The 1,098-nt window shown below is 67.5% G+C and carries 2 protein-coding genes; one reads left to right on the top strand and one right to left on the bottom strand.

Translation table 11 applies throughout. The features are described 5' to 3' along the window. A partial coding sequence (locus ACFU7Y_RS44135) for a hypothetical protein (protein WP_380772104.1) occupies window positions 1–695 on the bottom strand: 695 nt, incomplete at its 3' end. Between the two features lie 132 nt (window positions 696–827). Between ACFU7Y_RS44135 and ACFU7Y_RS44130 the strand changes: the two genes are divergently transcribed. Continuing rightward, a complete protein-coding gene (locus ACFU7Y_RS44130; protein ID WP_380772102.1) occupies window positions 828–1,019 on the top strand; it encodes a hypothetical protein in 192 nt (63 codons plus the stop codon). The last annotated feature ends 79 nt before the right edge of the window (window positions 1,020–1,098 follow it).

The following is a 1,098-nucleotide window of genomic DNA, read 5'->3' as shown; positions in this document are numbered from 1 at the left end:
CGGTGCTCAGTAATGGGCACGCCGGGTTCGGAGAGCGGCCTGGAGAAACGGACCGGTAGCAACACTGGAACCGCGCTCCAGGCCGACTCAACCGGAGTGTGGGGATCGAAGACGACGACGAGCCTGGCGCCGGGTATTCCGTCGCTCTCCTTCAGACCGACGTCCGTGGCGCCGTGGCCGAGGCCTGAGCCGTCGCTTAGGATCCCCGCCGGACGGTGGCCGACGCTGAGAAGTGGACTGCCTTCCTGGACGGTGGCGAGGAACGCGTCCGGCTCCTGGAAGTACGGAGCGATCCAGATCTCGCCGATCATCCAGCCGGCGAAGCCGAGGGTCGCCGCTGTCACCAGGCCGCCGACCAGCAGCGGTAGGCGGCGGGACTCGGGACGCGACCGGCTTCCCGCCGCAAGGAGGACGATGCCCGCTGGCGTCAGCAGGAACAGCCCGGAGAGGAAGCCGAGAGCCGAGAACGCGAGCACCCCCCAGCCGGTCAGCCGGCAAGCTGTCCGGAAGGTGTCCGCATCCCGCGTGCACAGTGGTGCGGTCACCACCAGCGAACCGAACACCAACGGATCGCCGATGAATGACCTGTCACCGCCGGCCGCCCAGACCAGTGCTGGCGCGGTGCACAACATCGCCAACACCGCCAGGACCCGTGCTGTCCGGGGTACCGGCCGCCGTGCGCTCACGGTCTCCATTCACCCCCAATATTGAACGCGTTCAAATAAGCTGAGGTGTCACAGTACCAGGCCATCCCGGCGTTAATGGCCCCGCCAGGGCGCGCCAGGCCCGAGAACGACCGGCAGCCCCGCTTTCAACGGTCCGTTCAGGTGACGGCGGGCGCGATCGGCGAGCTGTCGGTCCGCGGCTGGTACGGCACCCCCCTGACGATCAGCGTCCGCGTGCCGGACCCGGCCGAGCTGAGCAACCGCTTCAAGGCCGCTGGCATCCCCGTCCGATCCCTGTACGAGGACTGGACCCAGGCGCCGCTCTTCCAGCGCCCGGACCTAGGGCCTGTGTGATGTCGTGATCAATATTGCGGTTTCGTGCTTGCTCGAAAGCGGGATCCGGTAGGACGTTGCGTGTGACACGTAGGCAACT

It is taken from the genome of Kitasatospora sp. NPDC057542 (assembly GCF_042801945.1).
GTDB lineage: Bacteria > Actinomycetota > Actinomycetes > Streptomycetales > Streptomycetaceae > Kitasatospora.
This window is presented reverse-complemented; position numbering and strand designations above follow the sequence as displayed.